This window comes from Mesosutterella multiformis (assembly GCF_003402575.1).
Lineage (GTDB): Bacteria > Pseudomonadota > Gammaproteobacteria > Burkholderiales > Burkholderiaceae_F > Mesosutterella > Mesosutterella multiformis.
The window spans coordinates 1-18,942 of the sequence record NZ_BGZJ01000002.1 but is presented as its reverse complement, the minus strand read 5'-3'; the positions used below and the strand labels follow the sequence as shown (position 1 = coordinate 18,942).

Below are 18,942 nucleotides of genomic sequence, written 5' to 3'. Positions count from 1 at the left end.
AATGACAGATCTTTCGTTATGCTTCAGCCGCGGAGAATGTTCGCGTCTGAAGCAAGATCCGCGTCATCCGATCCGTCCCGGAATACGATCGAATTCAGCTCATAGACAATTTCCCGCAGCTCGTCATAATTCCGATTGGCGATACTGCCGCAGCCGCGCTTCAGCAGCTCCTGGAAGCGGGCTTTGTCGCGGTACCAATGCGGGTTATCGGTGTAGTAGCGGAAGTACGAGACCACGTACTTCGGGTCACGCCACCGGATCCTGAAGGTGTTCGAGCGGATCCGTCTGAGGCATCCCTCAAACCCCGGCTCATTGCGGTCAATAATCCGCTGCGCGGCCTGCTGCTGATACTCGAACGACTGAATTTCGGTCGGGTTCGCGTCAGCGCGGGCGAAGTCGTTGAACTCCCGGACTTCATCATCAAGCTCAGCCTGGCGGATTTCCTTCAGGTGAGCCTTCCGGATAGAGGCGAGTTTGCGGCGTGACTCGAGCACCGTTTCCATCGCTTCCTGCGTGTCCTCAGTCTGTGCCTTATCGGGATTCAGGCTGCGGACCCGGGTGAGGCGCCGTGTCAGACGGTCAAGCTCCGGGTCGATCACCACGTCACTGATCCGCTTCACGCGTTCCAGCGTGCTGTCAGCGTCATTCACGACCAGCTCCGCGGCGTCCGAGTAGTTGATGGCGCTTTCCTGGCGGGAGTAGAAATTGTGGCCGGCAGAGAAGACACCGCTTACGCTTGGCACCGAGACCTCAAGACGGATGGTGCCTGAGTCATCGATCTCATACTCACAGATCAGATCGGCGCCTGTCTCAATGATCCCGTTCTCAAAGTCATCGCCCTCGATCTTCAGGACGCCGATCGGGCGGTTATCCGTGATCGGGTCTTCGATTTCACCTTCCCAGATCTTGATGTTGATGGACTCGTTAGAGCCGGCTTTCAGAGTCCGCGCGGCCTTGAAGACCTTTTTCCCCTTCTTTGGGAGCGGGTCACCGGCACGGATAAGGAAGTCGAGTGACGGATCCCCGCCGACCTTATCGAGCACTTCAACCCCAATCGAATAGGAGGCCGGGATCGCTTCGATCGTGGCCGCGGTCCTCGTGATCATGATGGAGGACTGGGCGAGCTTCAGCGGGTTGCCTTCAGCGTCAAAAACCGAAACACTGAAAATATTGATGTTCGGTTTCGGGAGCATCACCGTGATGAAGGCGCCGTTCGCGAGCGGCACGCGGCCCGAGGTCCACCCCGTATCGAGGCTGTCAATCTGGAATTCGCATCCCGGAGGAATCGGCTCCCCGCTCTGCACCATGACCCGGGCACTCGTTTCAGGCGTCCTCGCGATGTAGTTCAGCGTGAGTTTGAGATCGCCTCCCGTGGAAAGAGAGCCTTTCGAGGATTTCCGGGCATTATCCTTCGTGGTCCAGTCGATGGACTCAGCGAAGATTGCCGCCCCTTCCGCCACGGCGGTCATCGGGTTCACTTCCGTGCTCCCTTCCACACCGAGCTCCTGACAGACCTTATCGCGGAGCGGCTTATAGTTCGTGGGCCCCCCGATGAACACGATCCGCTCAATATCAAACGGCGAAAGCCCGGCCTTCTGGATCGCTTCGCGGGCCGCCGTGATTGACTTATCAACGCAGTCAGCGATCAGCTGGTTGAAATCATCGCGCGTCAGATCGCAGTCGAATAGATTTCGCTCCCGCACTCGTCGGCGCACTGCGTCTCCGCTTCAGAGAGGCTGATCGTGGCGGAGTCTTTCGCTGAGAGCTCAATCTTCGCGCGTTCCACCGCGAGGGCTGCCATCCGCATCAGACGGCGGTATTTCGGATGAATCGAGAAGTCTTCGGGAAGGTCAAAGTTGGCCGTGAGCCAGGGCTTCACGATGCTTTCCCTCACGCGGCGATCAAAGTCCCGGCCGCCGCAGAGCGCGATGCCGCCGTGCGAGAGAAGACTCACGCGGCCCGCGGTGCTTTGCGCGATCGCGATATCGAGGGTTCCGCCGCCCAGGTCATAAATGAGGAATGTGCCATCGATCTGATGAGCCTTCATAACGCTCATCACGGCGGCAACCGGCTCCTGCATCAGCGCCACGCGGCCGATACCGGCCATTCGGGCGGCCTCTGTCGTCGCGTCGCGCTGCATCTGATTGAAGGCCGCGGGCACCGTGATCACGGTGCCGAGATCCGGCGCGTTTCGGATTTCTTCCGGAAGGTAGCTGAACAGCGTTCTCAGCACCTCCGCGGAGCACTCCTCAGGCGTCAAATCCTTTCCCAGCGCCCGGATATGGATCGGGGTTGAGGTTCCCATGAGGCGCTTGAAAAGCACTGCGGCATTATCGGGGTTCGCGGCCGCGGCCTGATAGGCGCGCTGGCCGACCAGGCGGTTTCCGCGGCGGTCATAGGAAATGGCGGACGGAGTCACGTCATTCTGTTCAGGGCTCTTCCAGATCCGGGTTTCCGCTCCGTCATAGGAACAGAGGGCGCTGTTCGTCGTGCCGAGATCGATTCCAATATACGTACTCATTTGGCGGCTTTCTCCAGAATGACGGAACCAACATGGGCAATGCGGTCATCGGAGGCCAGAATCGTGGGTTCCAGAATCTGCTTGATCACGAGCGGGTCGCCAGGCTGGAAATCTTCAAGATTCACGGCGGAAATCTTGAGTCCCGGGTCAAATGCCATGCCAACCGGGAATTCCGCGACCCGAAGCCCCGCGGACTCGAGTCCCTCAGCCGCCTTTTTGAAGTACCAGTTGAATTGATTCAGATAGCGTTTCTGTTCAGCCGGCTTAAGTCCTGTAAGCAGCCGCTCATAGTTGCCCTTGAACCGCCAGGCCTCAATCACCATGCTGATGATGGCGTTTGTCAGCTCAGTTTCTGAAGACATTCTCATTCCCCGATTGCTTGATAGGTATTGATTCAGCGAGACATAGACAGTATATGGGATTTTGCTGTTATTAAATAAAACACTAAACGAAATGCCTTCTGACCCCGGGTGCGGACTGAATCAAAGTTTCTTCGTTTAAGGCTTCGGAATATAAGAGAAAAATATCGGTATGAAGGGAACGGTGTGACAGGAAAAAAACGCCGCGGCCCTGGTGGACTCAGAGCCGCGGTGAAGGAGAGAAGGGGTTTGCTTTCGTTAGTTCTTTAATCAGGGATGCTTCAGCGGCGCGTGGATCACGAGATTCGGGTGAGTCGCGGCCGGCTGCGGAAGCGGGTAAATCGTGTCGACGTTCCCGTGCTTCTTCCGGAGTTCCTCAATATCCCCGAATTCGAGCGCGCGCTGCGGGCACGCCTCAACGCAGATCGGCTGAAGGCCCTGTTCGAGCCGGTTGAGACACGCGTCGCACTTCGTCATTTTGTGAGCCTTTTCATCAAGCTCCGGCGCGCCGTAGGGGCAGGCCTTCGCGCAGTTCCCGCACCCGATGCACTTATCGGTGTTGATGACGACCAGCCCGTCCTCCGTCCGCTTGTGGTGTGCGCCCGTCGGGCACGCCTTCACGCAGGCGGGGTCTGAGCAGTGATTGCAGGCGATCGAGAGGTAGTACGCGTAGACGTTCTGCTTCCAGGCACCGGACTTCGGGTCTTTCGACCACTTGCCATCCGTCACTTCCAGCACGTGGCGGAAATTCCGCCCGACCAGCAGGTTATGGGCGTCCTTGCAGGCGACTACGCACGTTTTGCATCCGTTGCAGCGCCTTGCGTCAAAGAAAAATCCAAGCTGCTTCATGTTGTTTCTCCAGTTCAGGCGCTGATCGGTTCAATCTGCACGAGGTTCGTGTGCGAGGGATTGCCCTTCGCGAGCGGACTCGGGCGGGGGCTTGTGAGCGTATTGATGCAGCCTCCGATATCCACCGTCTTCCCGTTCTTCTTCACCGGGCGGTACCACGCGCCCTGCGGGAGCGCGCAGACACCCGGAATGATGCGGGGCGTGATGTGGACCGCGATCTCAATCGCGCCGCGGTCATTGAACACACGCACCTTCTGCCCCTCAAAGAGCCCCCGTTCCTCGGCGTTCACCGGATTCACAAGAACGCGGTCCGGGTGGGCCTCGCGCACCCAGGGGAGGTTATGGAAGGAAGAGTGAACGCGGCCGTGACCGTGGTAGCCGTAGCACTGGAGCGGATAGGTCTTCGCCTTTGGGTCTCCCGCCATTTCCCACGTGCGGACAAATTTCGGGAGCGCCGTGATCACGTCGCCCTTCGGAAGCGTCCACGTTTCCGCGATCTTCGCGAGCTGCTCGGAATAGATCTCAATCTTGCCGGACGGGGTCTTCAGCGGATGCATCGCGGGGTCCGCCCGGAAGTCCGAGAACGCGATCCGGTCCCACTTGAGGTGCAGGAGCTGATGCGGCCCCGTGGCCCAGAAGGTCTTGAAGTCCGGGAGCTCAGGATTCTGCTTCCGGTTCTGCTCGTACGCCCACTCAATCCACCCCCGCTGCGTGCGGCCTTCGGTGTAGGCGGCTTCAAGCCCCATCTTCTCCGCGATCCCGCGGCAGATTTCTTAGGTAGACCGCTGTTCCCACTGCGGGTTCACGGCTTTGTGGATCGGCGTGATAAAGGCGGTCTCACCCATCGAGTCGCCGTTTCCGACGAGATCCTCGGTTTCGTTTCCGAGGGTATCCGGGAGGAGCACATCCGCGTACCGGCAGGACGCGGTCATCATGTTGTCGCAGACCACGATGAATTCGCATTTCGACGTGTCGCGGAGGATCTTATCCGTGCGGCCGCAGTCGCTATGCTGGTTGATGAGGATGTTGCCGCCCGAATTGATCACCATCTTGATGTCGTTCTTCAGCCGGTCGACACCCTTCACACCGTCGTGCGTTGCCGTCATCTCGTGCCCCCGCAGAATCGCCTCTGTCCACATGAAGCTCGGGATCGAGGCTTTCACGGGGTTATTGCCGCGGGGGATTCCGATTGGCCACCAGTCGGTGCCACACTCTTCCATGCCGCTTGACGTGCCGGGGAGACCCACCTGACCAAGAAGAATCGGAAGCATCGCGATTGCCCGTGCCGTTTCCTCGCCGTTTGCGCGGCGCTGCGGCCCGAGTCCCTGGGCGACAAAGACAGGCTTTGTTGTTCCCATCTCGCGGGCAAGGGCGATGATTGTTTCTTCAGGAATACCGGTAATGGCCGAGGCGTACGCCGGGGTCTTCGCGACGCCGTCCGCCTTCCCGAGGATGTAGGACTTGTAGTCGCCGTTCTTCGGGGCGCTCTTCGGGAGGGTCTTCTCGTCGTAGCCGACGCAGTACTTATCGAGGAACTCCTGATCCACCCAGTTGTGGGTGATGAATTCGTAGGCGAGCGCTTCGCAGAGCGCGGCGTCTGTCCCGGGGAGGATCGGGATCCACTGATTCACTTTCCCCGCCACCGTATCCGTGCAGATCGGATCAATCACGATCGTCTTCACGTGGTTCTTCTCAATCGCCTGCAGGAACTGCCAGGACATCGAGCCGCCGGAAATCCGGGTGACAGAGAGGTTGTCACCGAACGACACGTAGAGCTTCGCGTGGGCGATTTCGGTGGGAGAGGACGCGACCTTGCGGCCGTAGGTCATCGGGAAGGCCGCAGTGATCTGGGCGGAGGAGTAGGAACCTTTCCAATTCAGGTAGCCGCCCGTGAGGTTCGCGAGACGCTTCCAGCAGTTCGAGCCGCTGACCGACGTCTGCTGCGCCGTCGCGTAGTTGATGTAAACGGAGTCCGGGCCGTAGTTCTTCAGGATCCGCTGCCAGTTATCGGCGATCAGCTGATAGGCCTCATCCCACGAGATCCGCTCAAATTTCGCTTCTCCCCGCTCGCCGACCCGCTTCATCGGGAACTTCAGGCGATCGGGGTTATAGAGGCGCTGCCGCATGGAGCGGCCTCTGAGGCACGCCCGCAGCTGATAGGGCTGGGGGCAGCAGGGGTTCGATGTGTTATCGGTCTCGATCCGGATCACCTGGCCGTTCTTCGTAAAGACACGGAGGGCGCAGCGGTTGCCGCAGTTCACCACGCAGGCACCCCAATACATGTCAGGCATCGCGTCAATCGCTTTTTTGACACCTGACGCCACGGCGGTAAGCGGACAGACGCTTCCGGCAAGCGTGATGCCGGCTCCCTGCAGCAGGGCTCGGCGAGTCAGTTGGAAGGTCATTTTGTTTTCCTGTTGTTTTATTTATGAATTGCTGTTCTGGACGAGATGAGATTCATCTCTTGGGGGCGGATTCTATGGAGAACGAACCGATTTTTGAATGACAGATTGACAACAAAAACTTGCTAACCCAGCAAGTAAATCAAAATTAATCAAATGAGAATGATTTACGGAGATCCCCGGAAACAGGGGAAAACCGGGTGATGCCGCTGAAAAGAAAGGGAAATACGGGAGGGCGGAAATCAAAGCGCGGCACGGTGAAAAATGAGAGGTCAATTACCCGCGATCGTTTTTAATAGGAAATATGAGTTCCTATAGAGGATCTATCAGTAACTATCAGAATCTATGAAACGGTGGGAGAGCGGATAAAGAAACGCCGCGGTTCCTTAGGGGAATCGCGGCGGGTGTCAGTGTTCTTTTAAAAGCGGTCAGGCGGGTTCTGACGTGGCATTGAATTCCGCTGCCGTCGCGAGCGTCGCCGATCCGATATGGGCGATCCGGTTATCCGCCGTGAGAATCGTGGGTTCGAGCACCTGCTCGATCACGATGTCATCCCCCGGCTCAAATTCATCCATATTGACAGCCGTGATCTTGAGACTGGGATTAAAGGGCATTCCTTCCGGAATGTCAGCGACATGAAGCCCCGCGGTCGCGAGCGCTTCCTTTGTTCTCTGAAGAGACCACTTCAGCTGGTTCCGATAGCGCACCTGATCCTCGGGCTTTGCCTTCGCGATCATCTGCTCAAAAGCTTCCTTGAAATGCCAGGCTTCCACCGCCATGTTGATAATGGCTTTGGTCAGCTGCTGTTCAGAAGGCATTGATGTACTCCTCTGTGGCGATTGTTGTTATGTCAGGTTGTTCTCAGCAACTTTTTTAAAGGACAGTGCCGGGGAGAGCGGCTGGAAACGGTGGTGTGAAGCTTGATCGAGCCGCTATCCCCTGCCGCCCGGAGTGACCTTCGGGCGGTCTTTCTCTTACCCGTTACTTCGCGGTCTTCCCGAGACTCAGGGCGTCCCAGGCGGCGCCTTCACCAGCGATGCGGCCGAAGACGAGGATATCTGCGTAGGCGTTGCCGCCGAGGCGGTTCGTGCCGTGCGTGACACCGGTCACTTCGCCCGCGGCATAGAGCCCCGGAATCACCTTGCCGTTCTTATCGAGCGCCTGGGACTTCGGATTGATGCGGATGCCGCCCATCGTGTGGTGAATCGACGGAACGGCCTTCACGACGTAGTACTTGCCCTGCGACATATCGACGAGGCCGCCGCGGTTATGGAAGTCCTTGTCGTTCCCCGGCCCCGTCATCGAATCCACGCGGTCAATCGTCGCCTTGAGGTTGGAGTAAGGGATCTTCGTGAATTCCGCGATGCACTTCAGGTCACCGCAGGTCTTCATCGTGCCGGTCTTCGTGAAGACGGAGTATTCGTCCGGGTGAGCCTCGACGGTCTTCGAAATATTCCCGATCTTGTCGTTCCAGAGAACCCAGCAGTAGGAGCCTGGCTGCGCGAGGATCGCGTGCGAGATCACGTCGCGGCGCCCGAGTTCTTCAACGAAACGCTGTCCCTTCTGGTTGATCAGAATGGCGCCGTCAAACCGGGCGTCGGCGATCAGCTCAATCGAGCCCGAGACCGGGTCGCAGATCGGGTAGGTCTGGATGTACTGCATGTTGACGAGTTCCGCCCCGGCGCGTTCCGCCATGTAGAGCGCTTCGCCCGTCGCGGACGGGGAGTCCGTGGACTTAAAGCGTTCATCGAGCGACGGGTCGTACTTCTTCACCATCGCGGCATTGTGACCGAAGCCGCCCGTCGCGAGCACCACGCCGCCCTTCGCGTCGAACTCGTAATTCTGCCCATTCATCGTCGCCTTCACGCCGACCACGCGGCCTGAGGCATCCTTGATAAGTTCCACGGCTTTCATATTGGTGATGACCGGGATCTTGAGTTCGTTCGCCTTCGCGTAGAGCTTCGTGATGAATTCGGTGCCGGTCTGGCCGTACGGGATCAGGGCGCGCTTACGGGTGTGGCCGCCGAACATGAAGAGGTTATCGGGTTCAAACCGGACGCCGATATAGTCGCGGGCCCACTTGGCGGCGGAAAGCGCGTTCCCCGTCATCGTGCGGATCACTTCAAGGTCGCCCTTCTTGTCGCCCCCGATATAGGTGTCCTGAGCGTGGCGTTCGGCGGAGTCATCAAGAATCCCGAGTTTCGGCTGGACCCAGTTCCGAGCGGCATTCATTTCAGCGCCGGAGATCAGGGAGTTGCCGCCGACTGTCGGCATCTTTTCCAGCATCACGACGCTCGCCCCGGTGTTCTTCGCCTCAATCGCGGCCGCGAACCCAGCGCCGCCGGCACCCACGACGACCACGTCATAGGTGCTCTTCGCCGGAATCATCGAGGCCGCTTTCTTAAGCGACTTCTGTCCGTCCTTCGTGAGCGTCACGCCCGCCTTCTTCGCCGCGTCCTTCACGGCCGCGAGAAAGCCTTTCGATGAGAACGTGGCGCCTGAGATGGCGTCGAGATCCGTGGAATTCGTTTTGACAACGTTGTCTTTAAGATCTGTAAAGACCTTCTCCGCGAGAACCGGGTTCTCGTTCTGAGAGAGGACCTTGATTGACTGGATCTTATTCGCGTCAAAGGTCACCTGAACCTTGATATCGCCGTCCTTCCCAACACCGGTGCCGGTCGTGGTTACGGTCGCGGCGGATGCCTGGAAAGCAAAGGCTCCGATCACGGCTGCCATCACGGCGGCAAAACGAATGGATTTGGTATTCATCACGCTGTTTCTCCCCTCAAACCTGTCAAATTGACTTGTCAATTTTTGATTGCAACGTCATTAAAAGACAGTTAACCGCCTAAGTCAATATCCTTATCTCTTTAGTGATATAGATAAATCGAAACAAAACGTGTTTGGGTCAATAAGGCGTGCTTTTTCCTGACAGAATGGGGGAAAGAGGGTTCTCTGGAATCCACGGGAAATCAGCGGTTTCCGTGAAGTGGATTCCGGTGACCCGGCTCAGAAACCATTACTGTGACGCGGATGAATCAAAGGGAGGATCCCGTGATGACAGCCTGTGAGAAAGCGATCCGGTATCTGCTCGCCAAAATGGATGAGGAGTCAGGAGACGTCATGACGCTTCCGGTGCTTCAGAAACTCCTCTATTACAGTCAGGGATTTTCTTTGACGATGACCGGAAAGCCGCTTTTCGAAGAGGATTTCGAAGTGTGGCAGATGGGACCCGTGATTCCGGCGCTTTTTGAGAAATATGGGAAAGAGCCAGGGTTCAGGATTCTGAACTCCTCGGAGACCGGAGACCCGGGACTCACGGCAGATGAGAAAGAGGGGCTCGATCAGGTGTACCTCGTCTACGGGCAGTTTTCTGGCTGGAAACTGCGGGACCTGGTTCTCGCGGATCCATTGATTGCCGGAGCTCCCATCCCGTCCGTGATTCCGAAAGCCGCGATGAGGGATGCGTTTCTCGCGAGGCTCGAGGTGAGCGGCGCGTACGAGGCGGATTTCTAGAGCGAGAGGAAAAGACCGCCAGACGCCCTAAAATAGGGACTTTCAGCATCCGGTATAAATCAAGGCAATCCATCTATGGCAGCAGATAACGCTTTTTCGTTTGCGAACATAGCGTCTCCAAAAGGACGCCAGCTCGAGCAGATGGTTGCTGATGTTTCCGCCAGCTATAAATATTATTGGCTGCTTTCTCTTGTCAAAATCGTTTCTGAGGGCAAAACCGGGTTTATTTCCAATCAGGAAATGGCTGCCCGCATGATCGCGGCCGCCTGGTACCCAGTCGTTTATTTCCGTCTGAAGTTTGGTTACTCAGATAAGTTAGAGGAAAAGATTCGGCTCGTTCAAAAAGAATGCGCCTTGTCGGATGACGCCTCTTATGAGGAAATCATTGAGGCAATTTTGCAAAGCAGGAATTCAGAGCTGAAAAGCAAACTCAGTAAGTTGACCCGCTATGTCCCTTCTCGGTTTATTGGATCCTTGTTTGATGATCAGCTCGCGATAAGCAAGCGGCAGTATGGCTCGTCTTTTGAAGGTCATAAAGATAATGATGTCAAGATTTTCAGCCAAGAGGCGGGTAATAAATCTCAGGCGCCCTATGTGATTGAGAAAGGCGGCATAACGCTGATGCCAGACTGGATACAGTTCTTTCTGGATTACAGCCAGATGATTACGGACAGCACGTATTTCAAGCTGACCCAGTTCGTTCAGCGGAGGAATCCTAACGTTCCGGCTGTTTCTGAAAAGCTGATAAGACCGACGGAGAGAAAGGAAACCGAGGAATTCAAAAGCGCAAGAAATTACTGGAAGCGGGCTATCAAGTCGAATGAACAGGTGTATGACATCTACACGAAGAACCCATTCACCGAAAATGCTTTAAATCGTCTGGGCGGATTGGCAATCGATCACTTTGTGCCCTGGAGATTTGTTCTTCACGACCGGCTTTGGAATCTTGTGCCAACCTTTGGCAGACCGAACAGCAGTAAAAGCGACAATTTACCTGACAGGGATTTTCTGGATGATTTTTGCAATATTCAGATCCTGGGGCTTAAAGCCAATATAGATTGGGAAAAGCCCGAGAATATTGAAAAAACAAAAAAAAGAAAAAAGCGGATCCGATTATGGATGCTTACCGTGATCTGATGCCAAATGCGAAAAGTATCGCTGATCTCCTTAAACACGAGGCGCAGCTGCGGGAGAAGCTGCAGGACGCGGTTGGGGCTCTTCTCCTGCAGGCAAAAATTCAGGGCTTTTCGAAGTGGCAATCCGACTACATATCCGGGAACGATCTGCGTCTGTAGCCTGCTGATGGCGGGGAGATTCTTTCCGACTCCAGGGTGGTTGGTTCCATGAGAAAGCCCCATTCCTTTTCCTGCACCAGTACGCCCTAAAATAGGGCAATCCGCATCTGGAATTTATCAAGGCATTCCACGCATGGCATCAGATAACGTGTTTTCATTCGCGATCGCGACGGCGTCTCCGAAAGGGGGGACGCTTGAGCAGATGCTGGCCAATACGACGAACTGCTACAAGTACGTCTGGATGCTCGCGCTCCTCAGGATCGCGTCTGAAAACAAACGCGAATTCGTTTCCTTTAAAGAGATGACGGCCCGCATGGTGGCAGCCGCCTGGTACCCGGTGATCTATTTCCGTCTGAATCTCGGGTACTCAGATCAGCTCGCGGAACTGATCTATGCCGTGAGGGAAGAGTGCCATCTGCCGGATGATTCGTCGTACGACGATATCGTGGCCGCGGTTATGGGGATCCAGAATCCGGATGTGGAGAAAAAGATCCGGATGATGACGCGCTATGTTCCGCAGCGCTTTATCGCCGCGGTGTTCAATGACCAGTACGCGGAGTACCGGAAGGAATTCGGGAAGTCCTTTGAGTCGAAGAAGGATAACCTCACGCGCGACCTGAGCCAGAAAGCGATGAACGCCGGCCGGACGCCTTACGTGATCAGTAAGGATGGCATTCAGCTGACGCCTGAGTGGACGCGGTACTTTATCGAAAATAATCCGATCATCACGGAGTGCACGTACTTCAAGCTCACGCAGTTCCTGCAGCAGAAGAACCCGAGCGTCCCGGCGATTTCAGAGAAGCTCATTCAGCCGACCAGCCCGAACAGTCTTGATTTCTCCCGTGCGAAGGACTACTGGCGTTCAGCGATCGAGCGGGATGGCGATGTTTACGACATCTACACGCTCCGTCACTTCACGAAGGACGCGCTTGAGAGCCTGGGACCGATGTCGGTTGACCACTTTGTCCCCTGGAAATTCGTGCTGCATGACCAGATCTGGAATCTGGTACCTACGTTCAGGAGCCCAAACAGCAGCAAAAACGACAATCTTCCGGATACGGCGTACCTTGATGACTTCTGCTCAGTGCAGTTCATCGGGCTTACCGCGAACCGGGAGACTCAGCATTTCAGGAAAGTGATTGAGTCTTACCGCGACGTGATTCCGAACGCGGAGCAGTTCGTCGCGACGCTTGAAAACAAAGAAGCTTTCAGCGAGAAGCTTAAAAACGCGATTCTCCCGCTTCTGCTGCAGGCGAAGAATCAAGGGTTCACGGACTGGACGAATACGTACCGCGGCGTGTAGTTCCGCGTCGGATATGAAGGGAGATTGTCAGAGCCTGATGACTCTTCGGCGGGGAACCGTAGATAACGTCACCAGGCTCTGCCAGGTTACGAGGCTTGTTCGGGACCAGTCACCGGCTTGGCGATAGCACTCTTCTCTTTGATCCAATTGGTAACGATATTAGGGTCAGCAAGGAACTTGGCGAGCGGCCAATGCATGGAGCAGAACTCAAATTGAGGACATTTGCCACTTTGCTGCCAATCAGGTTGAAGAGGGGCCTGTCAGCTTCTTTAACCATTTTCCAGTCGCTTTCCTGCAGGCAACGGTACAGATTGACTTCAACCACTGCCTCCTTGCCAGACATTTCCAAAGGATCGGGCTTGGTATTCTTACCTGCACGCAAGTCTGAGTCACTGCGGAAATCGTAGTCGATATAGTTGCGGAAAATCAGCGCTTTATCGCCTTTTACTGCCTTGCTGTATGTCTTGTCCCGGTAGGCATGAGTCGAAGCAAACAGCGGCAGATAGCACCATGCCGAAGTGCCGGATGGGGATATGTATCGCGGGAGGGGTGTAAGTTTCGGTGGGCTCCCAGAACCAGAACTCGGAGTACAGCGTCTGATAGGCGATCGTATCGAATAGCGGGAGGATACGCATGTAGAAAGCGGCCGCGAGTCTGTGGGCCTGCTGCAGCTGGGTAACCAGCTTGGTGGTTTGCTGAAGATCGTATTTCATACCTGAATTCCCGATTTACTTATACATAGCGGGATTCAGGAGGCAGTTTTCCAGTCCGAGTCGCTCAAAAACGAGTCTGTGGCGACCTAAAATTTCCCCGAGCCAAACTTTTCCTATTGATGAGCTATAGAAACGGATCTGCCCCACATCTTCCAGCAGCTCCATGAGAGAATATTCGTCAAGCAGAGGTGCATAGGATTTCTTCCCTATTTTCACTTCAACACTCATGGCTTTGATGAGCCAGGAAACAATTGTGGCAGCGATGAAGGCTAACAAGAGACGTCCATTAACAGAAACGTCGGAGTGTCCCCTTGTAGTTGTAAAACCAACATCAGTCTTGATAACCCCAAAGCATTTCTCGATGCAGTCGCGCGTTCTGTAGATCTCCAGGATTTCTTTCGACTCAAGTTTTCGATCGCTGATCATTGAAAAGAATCCCATGTATCTGACCTTTTCATTGACAGCATCATTGTTTCTGATCAGAGGCTTTTTACCGGGTTCACTATCAGGTGTTTCATAGAATCTCAAAAGTTTGGAATCAGGGCTGGCTAACCCGTTAATCCAGTCTTCTTCAAAGGTTACCAAATCAGATAAAAATTTATCCTGCTCATTATTTGCAACTGCAAGACTGTAATAGATGTACACCCAAACACTACATGATTTTGGGTCCTCTTTCGTGCCTGGTATTGTGACCTGGGTTTGAACAGCGGTCAGGTTGTGACCGCGAACGTTGTTCGTCATATCCCAGAAAGCGGGAAGATTATCTTCGATGGCGTCCCTGATGAAGGAGTGATCAGTTTTGGCAGCCATGATGAAGTGATGCTTGTTCTTGCAGAGCAGCCGAAGATTCTCACGGCTGCAATAGCCCGATCAAAAATTGAGATAATTTTTTTACTGACTCCGATGTTTTCCCATCGAGTCAGAAGGTCATGCATAGTGACTATATCTGGCACGTTTCCGGCGAATCGCCTGAACATCAGGGAACACCAGAATTATGACCGTAGAGGAGCGCCAAACCAATCTGGTTTTCGTAGCCTCCGCGTTTACTAATTCCTTTTCGTACATCTGTCAGAGATCGGCTTTCAGACGCGATTCGTGTGCTGTCGAATGATAAATATTCTGTTTCAGGAAGACGCTTGGCCCGAAGAGCAAAGAGCCGATTTAATGAAGCTGTATCTGAGCCAATATCCTGCGATAACTCACTTAGTCTTTGAGACTCGATATTGTCTGGAAGACCGGCTGGCAAGGCGTTAGTATCAGAAAAATCTTGAATCTATGCTGTGAAGTAGTGTTTTGATGATTTGATATGCCGCCAGGCTTACGAGGGTGTGTAATTTTTTGTGGGCGGCTCGTTCAAGGTTAATCGATGTAGGGGTGATTCGGTCACCAAATAGCACAACCAATTCTCTCATAGCGGCACTCCAGTATGGAGAAGGCCGACCCATCTTTTCTCTACTTTCCGGATTGCCAGAAAGAGAAGTTTCAAAGCAGCCGTTTCAGTAGGGAAAGCAGCTCGGGTCTTAATTACTTTCTTAGATCCCGATTAAGGCTCTCTATGGCATTGGTTGTATAAATAAGTCTGCGGATATTTGGGGAAAATCAAAGAGGGATCACCTTATCCAGGAATCGATCCACTGTTTGGCGATGTAGGGTATCTGAGCCCATTCCGACTGTGCAAAAGCGTCCAGTTCCTTCCGCGCATCAGCCGCGTTTACGGCCCGGTAAATGGGCTTCAGCGCGCCGGCTACGCTTGTATCCTTATATCGACGAATTTCAGACTGTTCCTGATCAGGTGAACAATGCAGGTCTGCAGCAGAGTGTTGGGAAGGCAGCTTCAGCGCTCCTTCATTCCCTTGAGTCCGTCTGTGACAGCAATCAGAATATCAGACACCCCCCTGTTTTGAGTTCAGTGAAGACCTTAAGCCAATATTTGCGCTTTCTTATCAGCGACCACATCCCCAAAACTTCCTTGCGGCCCTGGGCGTTTACGCCCAAGGCAAGATGGACCGCTTTCGGGGTAACAATGCCATTATCACCTCGGATTTTGACTCGAATAGCGTCAAAGAAAACATTGTATAAAACGGATCCAGAGGACGGTTCTGCCATTTTCAACCTCAGGAAGGATGGCGTCCGTAACATCGCTGATAAATTCGGCACTGGTCTCCATACGTATTCATCATAGAAAAGCCTGAATTTCCCGGGTGAGAGCCCTCTGGCGTACAAGGCCAGACCTTGTCCTCAAAACCCCGCCAGCTGGCGTTTATGCTAGGAACGACCCTCGGCTCAACTCTCCCTTGCGGTCTCTGGTACGTCAATACGGATATTTCCAAGGCTGGACGATTTGAGGGTTTTCGAACTATGCCCGTTACGCTCATTTCGGTGACACGTTTACCGCCTCTTTCGTAACCGAGATGATTGGTCATTTCACCGTCAAGCATTTGAGTCAGCAGCCGACCGAGCATATGGGCCATAAGATTTTCCGCATCCTCTGCGGTATTAATCTCAAGCCCGGATTTCTTGGCGTTTTCTAAAATCTGTCCTGCAACACTATCCAAGGGTCTGTCTTTCGTTTCATTGAGGCTCCTCCAAGAGCATATCAGAGTCACCCACAAAATTTTCCTCACCCTCAGGCTTACCATCATGGCGGCCTTCCCCTCACCATAAACTTTCTTCAAATCATCAGTTAAACCCGAGGTTTCTGCTGCTTGAGTAAGGAGTGCGGTTGTTCCGAACGTTTTGTCATGATCAAATTTCTGACGCTTATCAGTGGTCTTTTTGACACGGGTCAGCTTCAGCTCTGCCGCATAAGCTGCGTTCGGAACAAATTTTCCATCAACAAGCTTGCCAAATATATCGCCTTTTTTGTTGGCCCCGCTTTTTTTCTTTATCCCACCAATACTTATGGATTGCAACGTACTCTGTGTCTTTGATTCGGACAATACGCGCATCTTCGGGAAGGATCGGATTGTGATCAGTCATATCGCAAGGGCTGCAAAAGAGATTATATATGTCTATATTATACGTATGTTTTACCTATAAATCAACCCTTTTTTTAAAATTTTCTATTTGGAAAATCAATAGACTTTTGTTAAAAATACAGCTAACAGAGCGGGAATTTAGGTTCATAGCGGCATCCTTAGCCAAAGTCAGTGATTCAAAAAGGAGAAATCGTGGGGAGAGAGGCGCAGTGGCCCGGCATAGTCGACCAGGGCGGCCCAGTCAGCAGTGTGTTCAGTCGGTGAGGTCAGGATGGGAAACGACTTCACCCCGCAACCCAAGTTCACCTCGTTTGCAGAGTAGGCAAACAAGAGCTTCCACTCGGGTATTACTGGTGCCATACCAAAGAGCTCAAATGCCCGCATCCACTCTTCACGAATGGCGCGATCCTGTCGGCAGGAGTCAAACTCGGGGGCGGTTTGCAGAAAGTAGCGGAGCGATCCCCATTCACGCAGCGTCATTCGGCGAAAACGTTGGGGCAGCTCCTCGCGAGTCAGCGGGGCGGTAGGAGTATGGGCGAGCGCCACGTAGTAAAGCCGGTCTGCATATTTGTCAAAACTGTTATCGCCGACCACCGCTTTGGTCTGGCGCTGCCACTGATCCTGATACTGATAGCCCCCGAATGAGGGCTTGACCTCGATAACCACCAATGAGTTTTCAAAGCGAAGCATCACATCGGGCTCAACATGTTCAGACTCCCGCTCAGGGTCAGCATGTTCAGGCTTCAATTCCAGGTATGGCCACAGCTCCAGCTTGTCAAAGGTGAAGGATCTATCGGATTGTCGTCACCGAGCAGAAAGCGCAGAACCGCGCCCAAGGCATCGTCCGAAAGGTGAGGCACGCGGCCAAAAAAGACGGCAGTCAGCAGATCCTCGCGCCGTTTGAACGCGTCACGCCAGCTGATAGATTCCCCGTCCTGTTCGATACGGCCAGCCTTGCCATGCAGAATCGCCTGCAGCATCGCAGCTCCTTGTGAAGTTGATGTCTCCCGTGAACCTGTTTCAGGATTTCAGGATGAACTCTGGAATTCTGAAGAACAGCCATTGCCGCCTGCTTCTGGGCTTCCGTACGTTCACGAATGAAAATCAAGTATGTAAAAAGAGTACGTAAAAAGTGTACTCGCCCGTCATTTATGAATCAAGTGAAATCGGTTCAAAGGGCGGGTCAATTTCTGTCCGCGGCTGAAACGGTAAGGGAAAGCGGGTCTACGGTCTGAAAGTTTCGGACAGCAGAAAACCGCCTCATGACGCATAGTCATGCGGAGAGTGGCATTGGCTCAAAGGAGTCTCAGACGAACCTGAAAGTTCTACAACAGGCACACGTTCGGTTGATTTCGGCTGAGTAGACCGCAGAAAGGGGATGTTTTCTGCGTTTTTTTCTTGACCCATTTAGTGTTACTATATATAATATAGATAACATTATTGGAGCCAGCCATGTCCCGCACCTATACCGGAAAAATCCATGTCGGCCAGCGCCGCGTAACCCGCGCCAATGGGGATGTCTACGTCTACGAGCGCCACACGCAGTACGACCGGGAGACGCAGAAGACCGTCACGTTGAAAAACAAGCTTTTGGGCAAACTAGACCCTGAGACAGGCGAAATTGTTCCGACAAGGCCTAAAAGCAGGTCTAAGAAGGAGGCTTCCGCCTCCATCGAGCACGCCTGCCTGGCTGACATCCTGGACCTTGTCGCAAGGGAAACCGGGATCGACAAGGGGCTTGAAAGCGCCTTCGGGACGGCCGCGGCTCAGAAGATCGCCACCATCGCCCGTTACCTGATCGCCACGGACGGCGCGGCGATCCCCCGCATGGAGGCCTGGCAGGTCGGCCACCGACGCCCTACGAGGAAGGCCTGGGCGAAAGCGCCTGCAGCGAGCTCTTCGACAAGGTCGGCAAGGATGGCGACGGGCAGCAGAAGTTCTTTGCCTCCCGGGCGGCAAGGCTCGAGACGTCCCCGAGCATCGCCTTCGACTCGACCACGGTTTCGACCTACAGCTCGGGGCAGGCCGAGGCCCGCCAGGGATTCAACAAGGACGGCGACGGGCTGGACACCGTCAAGCTGCTCACGCTCTACTCGGTGAATGACCGCCAGCCCGTCGCCTTCGCGAAGCAGCCGGGGAACGTGCCGGACGTCATCTCCATCCAGAACGCCATCCGCCAGCTCCAGTGCTTCGACATCGACAAGCCCGTCGTAGTTACGGACAACGGCTTCTACAGCCAGGCGAACATGGCGGAGTTCGCACGGAACAGCATGAAGTTCCTGACGCTCGCCTCGCCCTCCACCCTCTGGATTCGGGAGATCGTCGACGAGCTGCGCGACAGGCTCGACTCGGTGTCCTCCGTCTGCTCGTTCGACACTTCGGTCCATTGCGCCTCGAAAATGGTCATGAAGGAGCTGTCCGTCGTCAGGCAGAGGAGCCGCGGCGGCATTGCCGCCGGCGAGGCGGAGACCTTCAGCCGCAGGCTCTATGTCCATGTCTGCTATTCCAGGGACCGCGCCACAAAGGACGAGCAGAGGCTGGTGAACGACCTGTTCGAGCTCAAGAGGCTCGTCGAGGCTGGCGAGCAGCTCTCCCCCGCGGGCGAAAAGAAGGCGGAGAAGTTCCTCCACTGTTCGACCGTGGGCCGCGGCGGGAAGCTGAAGGTGGCCTTCAGAGACGAGGCCTTCCGCGAGGCCAGGAAGTATTTCGGTTTCTTCGCGCTTGTCTCCAATGAGGTCAAGGACGCCGAGGAGGCGCTGAAGTCCTACAGGCTGAGGGAGAAGATTGAGGAGCTCTTCAATGTCCAAAAGAATGGCATGGACGGGAGCCGCCCACGCGTCTGGCACCCTGACAGCCTTCAGGGCAGGCTCTTCGTGCAGTTTGTCGCGCTCGGCTACCACTACCTCACCAAGCGGATTGGCGAGATCAAGGAGCGGCTCGGCACGGAAAAGGATGGGAAGACGAAGACCGAGCTCGATCTGGAAGTCAGTCTCAAGAAATGGCTTG

Annotated in this window: 18 protein-coding genes and 2 pseudogenes; 5 read left to right on the top strand and 15 right to left on the bottom strand. The window is 54.7% G+C overall.

The annotated features are described in order from the left end of the window. Window positions 1–23: 23 nt before the first annotated feature. The 8 genes from M4NBBH2_RS08850 to M4NBBH2_RS08820 form a co-directional block, all read right to left on the bottom strand. Window positions 24–1,715 carry an Hsp70 family protein gene (locus tag M4NBBH2_RS08850; RefSeq protein WP_269148218.1) on the bottom strand — a complete coding sequence of 564 codons (1,692 nt, stop codon included), beginning with the start codon at window positions 1,713–1,715 and terminating at the stop codon, window positions 24–26. Next, window positions 1,670–2,521 carry an Hsp70 family protein gene (locus tag M4NBBH2_RS12225; RefSeq protein ID WP_269148217.1) on the bottom strand — a complete coding sequence of 284 codons (852 nt, stop codon included), beginning with the start codon at window positions 2,519–2,521 and terminating at the stop codon, window positions 1,670–1,672. The genes M4NBBH2_RS08850 and M4NBBH2_RS12225 overlap by 46 nt, the downstream gene beginning before the upstream one ends. Then, window positions 2,518–2,883, bottom strand: coding sequence for a hypothetical protein (locus M4NBBH2_RS08845; RefSeq protein WP_116270647.1), 366 nt, complete (start codon window positions 2,881–2,883; stop codon window positions 2,518–2,520). Before M4NBBH2_RS08845 ends, M4NBBH2_RS12225 begins: the two co-directional genes overlap by 4 nt. A 267-nt stretch (window positions 2,884–3,150) precedes the next feature. After that, the gene (locus tag M4NBBH2_RS08840) at window positions 3,151–3,729 is read right to left on the bottom strand and encodes a DMSO/selenate family reductase complex B subunit (RefSeq protein ID WP_116270646.1); all 579 of its coding nucleotides are present in this window, start codon (window positions 3,727–3,729) and stop codon (window positions 3,151–3,153) included. A 14-nt stretch (window positions 3,730–3,743) separates the two neighbouring features. Then, on the bottom strand, window positions 3,744–4,475 hold the full coding sequence (locus M4NBBH2_RS12080; protein WP_238691405.1) for a molybdopterin dinucleotide binding domain-containing protein: 732 nt from the start codon (window positions 4,473–4,475) through the stop codon (window positions 3,744–3,746). Window positions 4,476–4,502: 27 nt separating this feature from the next. Then, window positions 4,503–6,134, bottom strand: coding sequence for a molybdopterin-dependent oxidoreductase (locus M4NBBH2_RS08835; protein ID WP_238691404.1), 1,632 nt, complete (start codon window positions 6,132–6,134; stop codon window positions 4,503–4,505). A gap of 425 nt (window positions 6,135–6,559) precedes the next feature. Continuing rightward, window positions 6,560–6,949 carry a hypothetical protein gene (locus tag M4NBBH2_RS08825; RefSeq protein WP_116270645.1) on the bottom strand — a complete coding sequence of 130 codons (390 nt, stop codon included), beginning with the start codon at window positions 6,947–6,949 and terminating at the stop codon, window positions 6,560–6,562. Window positions 6,950–7,112: 163 nt separating this feature from the next. Further along, complete coding sequence (locus tag M4NBBH2_RS08820; RefSeq protein WP_116270644.1) at window positions 7,113–8,900, bottom strand: flavocytochrome c; 1,788 nt, start codon at window positions 8,898–8,900, stop codon at window positions 7,113–7,115. A gap of 288 nt (window positions 8,901–9,188) precedes the next feature. Between M4NBBH2_RS08820 and M4NBBH2_RS08815 the strand changes: the two genes are divergently transcribed. From M4NBBH2_RS08815 to M4NBBH2_RS08800, 4 genes are all read left to right on the top strand, one after another. Next, on the top strand, window positions 9,189–9,647 hold the full coding sequence (locus M4NBBH2_RS08815) for a Panacea domain-containing protein (RefSeq protein WP_160117807.1): 459 nt from the start codon (window positions 9,189–9,191) through the stop codon (window positions 9,645–9,647). A 75-nt stretch (window positions 9,648–9,722) separates the two neighbouring features. Next, window positions 9,723–10,784 carry an HNH endonuclease domain-containing protein gene (locus M4NBBH2_RS08810; protein WP_116270642.1) on the top strand — a complete coding sequence of 354 codons (1,062 nt, stop codon included), beginning with the start codon at window positions 9,723–9,725 and terminating at the stop codon, window positions 10,782–10,784. After that, window positions 10,784–10,942: a hypothetical protein gene (locus M4NBBH2_RS11810; RefSeq protein WP_170135140.1), complete on the top strand. Its 159-nt coding sequence runs from the start codon at window positions 10,784–10,786 to the stop codon at window positions 10,940–10,942. The genes M4NBBH2_RS08810 and M4NBBH2_RS11810 overlap by 1 nt, the downstream gene beginning before the upstream one ends. A 133-nt stretch (window positions 10,943–11,075) precedes the next feature. Continuing rightward, window positions 11,076–12,245, top strand: coding sequence for an HNH endonuclease domain-containing protein (locus M4NBBH2_RS08800; protein WP_116270640.1), 1,170 nt, complete (start codon window positions 11,076–11,078; stop codon window positions 12,243–12,245). A 434-nt stretch (window positions 12,246–12,679) separates the two neighbouring features. Here the strand turns inward: M4NBBH2_RS08800 and M4NBBH2_RS11930 are convergent, their stop codons facing one another. The 7 genes and pseudogenes from M4NBBH2_RS11930 to M4NBBH2_RS11925 all read right to left on the bottom strand — a co-directional run bounded on the left by M4NBBH2_RS11930 (window position 12,680) and on the right by M4NBBH2_RS11925 (window position 16,916). Further along, entirely contained in the window at window positions 12,680–12,958 is a 279-nt protein-coding gene (locus M4NBBH2_RS11930) for a hypothetical protein (protein WP_202973748.1), read from the bottom strand. 15 nt (window positions 12,959–12,973) lie between these two features. Next, a pseudogene (locus M4NBBH2_RS08790) lies at window positions 12,974–13,816 on the bottom strand (transposase); the annotation flags it as partial. A 752-nt stretch (window positions 13,817–14,568) separates the two neighbouring features. Further along, window positions 14,569–14,730, bottom strand: coding sequence for a transposase (locus tag M4NBBH2_RS12365; protein WP_370685647.1), 162 nt, complete (start codon window positions 14,728–14,730; stop codon window positions 14,569–14,571). Between the two features lie 103 nt (window positions 14,731–14,833). Next, the gene (locus M4NBBH2_RS12220; protein WP_170135139.1) at window positions 14,834–15,064 is read right to left on the bottom strand and encodes a transposase; all 231 of its coding nucleotides are present in this window, start codon (window positions 15,062–15,064) and stop codon (window positions 14,834–14,836) included. A gap of 8 nt (window positions 15,065–15,072) precedes the next feature. Then, window positions 15,073–15,897, bottom strand: coding sequence for a hypothetical protein (locus M4NBBH2_RS08775; protein ID WP_116270637.1), 825 nt, complete (start codon window positions 15,895–15,897; stop codon window positions 15,073–15,075). Between the two features lie 207 nt (window positions 15,898–16,104). Beyond that, window positions 16,105–16,683 carry a hypothetical protein gene (locus M4NBBH2_RS08770; RefSeq protein ID WP_202973747.1) on the bottom strand — a complete coding sequence of 193 codons (579 nt, stop codon included), beginning with the start codon at window positions 16,681–16,683 and terminating at the stop codon, window positions 16,105–16,107. After that, the gene (locus M4NBBH2_RS11925) at window positions 16,680–16,916 is read right to left on the bottom strand and encodes a hypothetical protein (RefSeq protein WP_202973746.1); all 237 of its coding nucleotides are present in this window, start codon (window positions 16,914–16,916) and stop codon (window positions 16,680–16,682) included. The genes M4NBBH2_RS08770 and M4NBBH2_RS11925 overlap by 4 nt, the downstream gene beginning before the upstream one ends. A gap of 472 nt (window positions 16,917–17,388) precedes the next feature. Here M4NBBH2_RS11925 and M4NBBH2_RS08760 point away from each other — a divergent pair. Beyond that, window positions 17,389–18,942 (top strand): annotated as a pseudogene (locus M4NBBH2_RS08760) (IS1634 family transposase); the annotation flags it as partial.

Coding starts and splice junctions, on each gene's coding strand:
- M4NBBH2_RS12225 (WP_269148217.1), bottom strand. CDS start 2,521: ATGAGTACGTATATTGGAATCGATCTCGGCACGACGAACAGCGCCCTC.
- M4NBBH2_RS08845 (WP_116270647.1), bottom strand. CDS start 2,883: ATGTCTTCAGAAACTGAGCTGACAAACGCCATCATCAGCATGGTGATT.
- M4NBBH2_RS08840 (WP_116270646.1), bottom strand. CDS start 3,729: ATGAAGCAGCTTGGATTTTTCTTTGACGCAAGGCGCTGCAACGGATGC.
- M4NBBH2_RS12080 (WP_238691405.1), bottom strand. CDS start 4,475: ATGGGGCTTGAAGCCGCCTACACCGAAGGCCGCACGCAGCGGGGGTGG.
- M4NBBH2_RS08835 (WP_238691404.1), bottom strand. CDS start 6,134: ATGACCTTCCAACTGACTCGCCGAGCCCTGCTGCAGGGAGCCGGCATC.
- M4NBBH2_RS08825 (WP_116270645.1), bottom strand. CDS start 6,949: ATGCCTTCTGAACAGCAGCTGACCAAAGCCATTATCAACATGGCGGTG.
- M4NBBH2_RS08820 (WP_116270644.1), bottom strand. CDS start 8,900: ATGAATACCAAATCCATTCGTTTTGCCGCCGTGATGGCAGCCGTGATC.
- M4NBBH2_RS08815 (WP_160117807.1), top strand. CDS start 9,189: ATGACAGCCTGTGAGAAAGCGATCCGGTATCTGCTCGCCAAAATGGAT.
- M4NBBH2_RS08810 (WP_116270642.1), top strand. CDS start 9,723: ATGGCAGCAGATAACGCTTTTTCGTTTGCGAACATAGCGTCTCCAAAA.
- M4NBBH2_RS11810 (WP_170135140.1), top strand. CDS start 10,784: ATGCCAAATGCGAAAAGTATCGCTGATCTCCTTAAACACGAGGCGCAG.
- M4NBBH2_RS08800 (WP_116270640.1), top strand. CDS start 11,076: ATGGCATCAGATAACGTGTTTTCATTCGCGATCGCGACGGCGTCTCCG.
- M4NBBH2_RS11930 (WP_202973748.1), bottom strand. CDS start 12,958: ATGAAATACGATCTTCAGCAAACCACCAAGCTGGTTACCCAGCTGCAG.
- M4NBBH2_RS12220 (WP_170135139.1), bottom strand. CDS start 15,064: ATGGCAGAACCGTCCTCTGGATCCGTTTTATACAATGTTTTCTTTGAC.
- M4NBBH2_RS11925 (WP_202973746.1), bottom strand. CDS start 16,916: ATGCTGCAGGCGATTCTGCATGGCAAGGCTGGCCGTATCGAACAGGAC.